8 protein-coding genes are annotated in these 6,302 nt (G+C 48.3%); all 8 read left to right on the top strand.

Going from position 1 to position 6,302, the window contains the following annotated elements:
• A partial coding sequence (locus tag CWB99_RS24885; protein WP_432760830.1) for an HvfA family oxazolone/thioamide-modified RiPP metallophore occupies positions 1–103 on the top strand: 103 nt, incomplete at its 5' end.
• A 25-nt stretch (positions 104–128) separates the two neighbouring features.
• Positions 129–965 carry an HvfB family MNIO-type RiPP peptide maturase gene (locus CWB99_RS10575; protein ID WP_138553353.1) on the top strand — a complete coding sequence of 279 codons (837 nt, stop codon included), beginning with the start codon at positions 129–131 and terminating at the stop codon, positions 963–965.
• The gene (locus tag CWB99_RS10570; RefSeq protein ID WP_138553354.1) at positions 965–1,711 is read left to right on the top strand and encodes an HvfC family RiPP maturation protein; all 747 of its coding nucleotides are present in this window, start codon (positions 965–967) and stop codon (positions 1,709–1,711) included. Before CWB99_RS10575 ends, CWB99_RS10570 begins: the two co-directional genes overlap by 1 nt.
• A gap of 149 nt (positions 1,712–1,860) precedes the next feature.
• Entirely contained in the window at positions 1,861–1,983 is a 123-nt protein-coding gene (locus tag CWB99_RS24790) for a hypothetical protein (protein ID WP_268795172.1), read from the top strand.
• A gap of 175 nt (positions 1,984–2,158) precedes the next feature.
• On the top strand, positions 2,159–2,704 hold the full coding sequence (gene apt, locus CWB99_RS10565) for an adenine phosphoribosyltransferase (protein ID WP_054016775.1): 546 nt from the start codon (positions 2,159–2,161) through the stop codon (positions 2,702–2,704).
• A gap of 6 nt (positions 2,705–2,710) precedes the next feature.
• Positions 2,711–5,194: a DNA polymerase III subunit gamma/tau gene (gene dnaX, locus CWB99_RS10560; RefSeq protein ID WP_138553355.1), complete on the top strand. Its 2,484-nt coding sequence runs from the start codon at positions 2,711–2,713 to the stop codon at positions 5,192–5,194.
• 68 nt (positions 5,195–5,262) lie between these two features.
• A complete protein-coding gene (locus CWB99_RS10555; protein WP_138553356.1) occupies positions 5,263–5,589 on the top strand; it encodes a YbaB/EbfC family nucleoid-associated protein in 327 nt (108 codons plus the stop codon).
• Positions 5,590–5,676: 87 nt separating this feature from the next.
• Positions 5,677–6,258 carry a rhomboid family intramembrane serine protease gene (locus CWB99_RS10550; protein ID WP_138553357.1) on the top strand — a complete coding sequence of 194 codons (582 nt, stop codon included), beginning with the start codon at positions 5,677–5,679 and terminating at the stop codon, positions 6,256–6,258.
• The last annotated feature ends 44 nt before the right edge of the window (positions 6,259–6,302 follow it).

Below are 6,302 nucleotides of genomic sequence, written 5' to 3'. Positions count from 1 at the left end.
AGGCAAAAAAGAAGGCAAGTGCGGCGAGGGTAAATGTGGCGGTGATGCCAAAAGTAAAAAAGAAGGCAAGTGCGGCGAAGGCAAATGTGGCGGCCACGCTTAACTGATAACGCGGCTAAGGAGTGATAATGACTAAACCATTTGGCAGGGCTGGCATGGGCCTGAGGCGAGAAATGTTAGATGATATACTGGCTATTCCCCCTCAGCAGGTCGATTTTTACGAAGTCGCGCCCGAAAACTGGATGACGCTCGGTGGCAAATTCGCTGCTCAGTTTTCGGAGTTAACAGCCAGACACCCGTTTGTTTGCCATGGCTTGTCATTATCACTCGGCTCCCCGGCACCACTAGACATCGAGTTTGTGAACGAGCTGAAAACCTTTTTTTCGATGCATAACATTCGTTGCTACAGTGAGCACTTGAGTTATTGTTCCGGGGATGGTCATATGTACGACCTTATGCCTATCCCTTTTACGGAGGAGGCGGTAAAGCACACAGCAGCACGGATCAAAGAAGTGCAAGACAGGCTAGAGCGCCGTATAGCTGTGGAAAACGTCTCGTATTACGCTGCACCCGGTCAACAGCTGTCTGAGCAGGACTTTACCTTAGCAGTGCTCGAAGAAGCTGACTGTGATCTGCTGTTAGATGTGAATAACATTTACGTCAATTCAATCAATCATGGTTATGATGCCGGTGCATTTTTAGCGGCAATGCCCAGTGAGCGTATCGCTTATGGTCATATTGCCGGGCATTATGTCGAAGCAGAGGATTTGCTTGTAGATACCCATGGCGATGCGGTGTGCGCCCCCGTTTGGCAGCTGTTGCAACAAGCCTATCGCCTGCATGGTGTGTTTCCAACCTTACTGGAGCGTGATTTCAATATTCCTCCATTACCCCAACTGCTTGAGGAAGTGGACCAGATCCATGTTATGCAGAATCTTGACAACCTAAAAAGAGGCACTGCCTGATGTCGTTTCAGCAGATTCAGGCCGAGTTTATGGCTCATATTAAAGATCCCGATGTCCATCCAGCTCCGGAGGGGATCGAAGACCGCCGTATGCAAGTTTATAGGGAGTTGTTTTTTAATAATATTGAGGGGTTTGTTGCTTCTACCTTTCCCGTATTAAAGAGTCTATATGAGGAGCAAACCTGGTTATCTTTGGTGCGCCAATTTTTCAGTCAGCATGATTGTCAGTCTCCTTATTTTTTAGAGATAAGTCGCGAGTTTTTGTTCTTTTTGCAAGAAGAGTACTCAGCAACTCCGTCTGATCCTCCGTTCATGCTTGAACTGGCTCACTATGAGTGGACAGAGTTGGAAGTGGCAATTGCGCAGGAAGTGACAGAAGAAGTGCCTATTCCACTGCCTTTATCAGAATTATCTGGGTTGCACCTTGCTCAGAGCGCACGCAGTGTAAGTTATCAGTATCCGGTACACCAGATAAGCGTTGAACACCAGCCTCATGAACCATCAGGACCCCATTGTTTTATTGTTTACCGGGACCGTGCGTTTGATGTGCAATTCATAGAAACAAACCCAATGACCGCGCTCCTCATTCAAAACATTGTTGTCAATCCTGGAATAACCATAGGGGCGCTGGCAGGGCAGTTGGCCGAACAGTTTAGCCAATTTGACGAGCAGACCTTGATCAATGGGGCAGTCCAAACCCTAAGTCAGTTTGTTCGGCTAGGCATATTGGTCGATAAAAAAGCATAATACCCCTTTATCAGGCATCTAAGTTCGATTATTATGGGCGCCGTTTTGTCGTGCTTATGCTGAGTGACAGACAAGCGGCAGTACCTGACGGGCCACACCTCAGGCTAAGCTGCTTGCGCACCCGGCGCTTAAAAAATAAAGGTAGTAATATGTCTAAAGGTGATTTCAAAGATCCGTTTAACGCTAAGTATTTCCTGGCTTTTGTTGCTGTATTCGCTGGCATTGGTTGCCTGAATGCAATTCTGGGCTGGGCAACGGCACTGAGCGCTTAATCGCGAGTAATAACCTTCTGGTCATACAGAATTAAAAGCCACCTATACTTTGGGTGGTTTTTTTCTATCCGAACATCACGAATTTATTGTGAAATCTGCCCAGCTGGCATTTCATGTGGTTGCTTTCTTGTTATAATCGAGCTCTTTGATATTCAAACTTATTAAGCAATTGATTATGACACAAGCAAACTTGTCACTGATTAAAGACAGCATCGCAACGGTTCCTAACTACCCTAAAGAAGGGATCATGTTCCGCGATGTGACTACCTTGTTAGCCAACCCAGCAGCCTTCAAAGCAACTATGGACTGCCTGGTAGAAGCCTATAAAGAGCAGGGCTTCACCAAAATCATTGGTACAGAGTCACGTGGTTTCATCTTTGGTGCACCGCTGGCCTATGAGTTGGGCTTACCGTTTATTCCTGTACGTAAGCCGGGCAAATTGCCGCGTGAAGTGATTAGCCAGTCTTATCAACTTGAGTATGGGGAAGATGTGCTAGAGCTGCATGTTGATGCCATCGAAGAGGGCGATAAGGTTCTATTAGTTGACGATTTATTGGCAACAGGTGGCACCATTGAAGCAACCGCTAAACTGGTAGAGCGTCTCGGCGGTAAAGCTACTGACGCTGCTTTCGTGATTTCATTGCCTGAGTTGGGCGGTGAAAAACGCGTGGCAGATATGGGTATCAAAGTGTTAAAACTGGTCGAGTTCGACGGCGAGTAACCGACTATGAGTTATCAGGTTCTGGCGCGTAAATGGCGTCCACAGTCGTTCCACGAGATGATGGGACAGGAGCATGTCAAGCAGGCACTTATCAATGCTCTGAATGAGCAACGTCTGCATCATGCCTATCTGTTTACCGGGACTCGGGGAGTGGGCAAAACTACTATTGCCAGGATCTTCGCCAAGAGCCTGAACTGTGAGGTGGGGATCACCTCCACTCCGTGTGGCCAGTGTAGTGCGTGTGAAGAGATCGAAGCAGGTAAATTTATTGATCTGATTGAGATTGATGCTGCATCGCGTACTAAGGTCGAAGATACGAGAGAAATTCTGGACAATGTGCAATATGCCCCAACGCGCGGTCGTTACAAGGTCTACCTGATAGACGAAGTGCATATGCTGTCCAAGCACAGCTTCAATGCTTTGCTAAAAACCCTGGAAGAGCCGCCTGAGCATGTTAAGTTTCTGCTGGCAACGACAGATCCACAAAAATTACCGATCACGATTTTATCGCGCTGTTTGCAGTTTAACCTCAATGCCATGGCACAAAGCCAGATAGTGACCCAATTGTCGCAGATCTTGCCTCAGGAATCCGTCAATTTTGAAGAGACGGCACTGGAAGTTCTGGCCAAGGCGGCAGACGGCAGTATGCGTGATGCACTGAGCCTGACCGATCAGGCCATTGCACAAACCAATGGTGAGCTGACCTTACCAGCCGTACAGCAGATGCTTGGTCTGATGGACAGTAGCCACGCCGTTTTGCTTATGGCTGCGGTGTTATCGCAAGAGGGTGAAACCCTGTTGGCAGAAGTGGCCAACATAGCCCTGAAAAATGGTAACTTCAGCAGTGTGCTGGATGATCTCATCAGCCTGTTACATCTGGTTCAACTAACTCAGCTGGTGCCTCAGGCAGCTAATTTTGGTCAGTTTGAAGCTGAGCAAGTAAAGACTCTGGCACAGCAGTTATCGCCCCAAGACACCCAGTTTATGTATCAGCTGCTGCTTACCGGCAAGAAAGATCTCAGCTGGGCGCCAGAGCCTAAACTGGGCTTTGAAATGATCATGTTGCGTTTGCTGGCATTTGAGCAAGCCGACTTCAGCCAGGCATCAGGCCCGGCGCCTGCTACTGCAAAGGATCCGGGTAAGGTTGGTAAGCTCAGAGATATGCTGAGCGTAAAGCCGCGTGGTCCGCAAGCTCAGACGAGCGCGGTAGCACCAAATCGCCAGCCACAAGCTGCACAAAATCAACCAGTTGCACCTGAGCCCCAATCTGCGTCGGGTCAACAGAATACGCCTGTGGTTAGCCCAGTGCAAAGTAAGGTGCCTTCTCAACAGGAAGGGCCTATGGAGCAAGTCCCGGCTCAGAGTACTGCTCAGCAGGCAACGAGCCCTGTGCAGCAAATGCCTGAATCGCGGGTCGCACCTCAAACATCTACACCTCCTGCACAACATACAGAAGCGGCTTTGCAGCAACCTTCTCCTTCTGCACCTCAGCCATCACCTGAGGATGTCTCGATTGAACAACAATATCAGGACATCATGGCACAGGCTGAATCACAAGGGTATGAGCAACACCAGAGCGAACCACAGCCTCAGGCTATACCTCCTCACCATCAGCATAGTGAGGTGTCTCAGCAGAGTGAACAAACACACACACCGGTTCAACAGCTGGCACAGAAGCAGCAGCAAGCTCAATCAGCAATTGCTCGAATTTTACAAAACCGACAAATCTCAGGTGCTGGTAAATTGCTCGCAGGAGATGACGAAGCAAAAAAGTCTGAGCCGCAGCAGGGCAGAGGTGCTGTATCAAGCGCTGTTGCGTCAGGCAGGACTTTTCCACCGGCCTCGCCGTCAGTTGATAGCCAGACTAGCGGAACGAATGATACTCAGGGACAGAGCCTGCCGCAGCAAGACTTTCAGCCAGCAGCGCCGCTTCGTAAAGCCAAAAAGCCGGATATGGCTGAGCGCTTTAAAAAAGATGAGAGCAAACTGGCACCTGAGTTGTTAGAGCAATTAGCGCCTCAGGTAGCGGACGATCAGCAGAGCCAGGACAGTACACTCATTATTCCTGCGCCAGAGAATTTTGTCAGCCCGATCAGCGATATTAAATACGCGCATCAAAAAGATGATTGGGCACAGATGATAGAACACATGCAGCTGGGTGGTCGGGTAAGGCAGTTTGCGCTGCACGCTATGTTCAATCGCCAGGGCCAGCAATGTACTTTGCAGGTTGAGCAAAGCCAGCAGCATCTGGATTCAAATATGCTGAGAGAAAAACTACACGAGAGCCTGGTTGAAAACTTAAGTGAGCCGGTTGAACTCAATATCGAATTTGTAGATGCAGTGACTGATACGCCGTTCCTTATCCAGCAGGATATAGATCAGCAAAGATATCTTCAGGCGGTCGAAGCAGTGAATGACGATCCCGTGATCCAGGCCTTTGCTCGCGAGTTTGAGGCCTCAGTAGACGAAAAATCGGTAAGGGCATTGTAATTGTGTAAGTAAGCCCTTATCTTGTATCCCATAGAGTTTTAATTTTTTGAAGTGTAAGAGAGCAGACTATGTTTAAAGGTGGAATGGGCAATATCATGAAGCAGGCGCAGCAAATGCAAGAGCGCATGGAAAAAGCCCAGGAAGAGATCAAGAACCTTGAAGTCGTTGGTGAAGCCGGCGCAGGCCTGGTTAAAGTCACTATGCTGGGTAGCCACAATGTACGCCGCGTAGAGATTGACGAAAGCCTGATGGAAGATGACAAAGACATGATCGAAGACTTGCTCGCCGCGGCAGTAAACGATGCAGTACGTCGTGTAGGTGAAGAATCGCAAAAGCGCATGGCCGACGTCACAGGTGGTATGCAGATGCCGCCGGGCTTCAAAATGCCTTTCTAATTGAAAATTAGAGAAAATGGCGCCAGGTGGCGCTATTTTTTTGCTTAAAATCTGGCAATTTTCAACAGCAAAATGACAAGGATATAAATGAGTACGCGAGCGCTGGTTTTTCCAGCCAATTTTAAGCTGGTTTTATATGCAATGGCGGTGATGGTTCTGGTACAGCTGCTGGGAAGCGTGATTGGTTTGCCGGTGGGGCGGCTCGGGATTATCCCACATAATGAATATTATCTGAGTGGTATCATCACCGCCCCTTTTGTGCATGGCAGCTGGGGTCATTTAATGAGCAATTTGCTAGGCCTGGCTATAAGTGGCTACCTGGCAGCAAGAATGCCCAGGTTTAAAAGGGCAAGCCTGTTAATTATTGTCGCCACGGGGGCACTCGTTTGGTTGTTTGCCGGTTCAGGCAATCACATTGGTGCATCTGGTGTGGTTATGGGTTATTTTGGATTATTGCTTGGCGCAGCTGTGTTTAACCGCAACGTGCTGGGTATCGTGAGTTTTATCGCTTTATTGATACTCACTTATTACGCCAACATCAGTTTTTTAGCGACCCTGTTTGACTTCTCTGCACAAACCAGCAGTTCAAGCCATATTTTTGGTTTTATCAGCGGATTAAGTGCCGCTTATTTTACGAAGACAAAGTGCATTAAATTTAAAAGGTACTAAGCGAAGGCCTCGTGGTCAGGGCGCTTAATCTATAGCAGTTCAAT

The organism is Pseudoalteromonas rubra (genome assembly GCF_005887095.1).
GTDB classification, from domain to species: Bacteria; Pseudomonadota; Gammaproteobacteria; order Enterobacterales; family Alteromonadaceae; genus Pseudoalteromonas; species Pseudoalteromonas rubra_E.
This window is presented reverse-complemented; position numbering and strand designations above follow the sequence as displayed.

Coding starts and splice junctions, on each gene's coding strand:
- CWB99_RS10575 (WP_138553353.1), top strand. CDS start 129: ATGACTAAACCATTTGGCAGGGCTGGCATGGGCCTGAGGCGAGAAATG.
- CWB99_RS10570 (WP_138553354.1), top strand. CDS start 965: ATGTCGTTTCAGCAGATTCAGGCCGAGTTTATGGCTCATATTAAAGAT.
- CWB99_RS24790 (WP_268795172.1), top strand. CDS start 1,861: ATGTCTAAAGGTGATTTCAAAGATCCGTTTAACGCTAAGTATTTCCTG.
- apt (WP_054016775.1), top strand. CDS start 2,159: ATGACACAAGCAAACTTGTCACTGATTAAAGACAGCATCGCAACGGTT.
- dnaX (WP_138553355.1), top strand. CDS start 2,711: ATGAGTTATCAGGTTCTGGCGCGTAAATGGCGTCCACAGTCGTTCCAC.
- CWB99_RS10555 (WP_138553356.1), top strand. CDS start 5,263: ATGTTTAAAGGTGGAATGGGCAATATCATGAAGCAGGCGCAGCAAATG.
- CWB99_RS10550 (WP_138553357.1), top strand. CDS start 5,677: ATGAGTACGCGAGCGCTGGTTTTTCCAGCCAATTTTAAGCTGGTTTTA.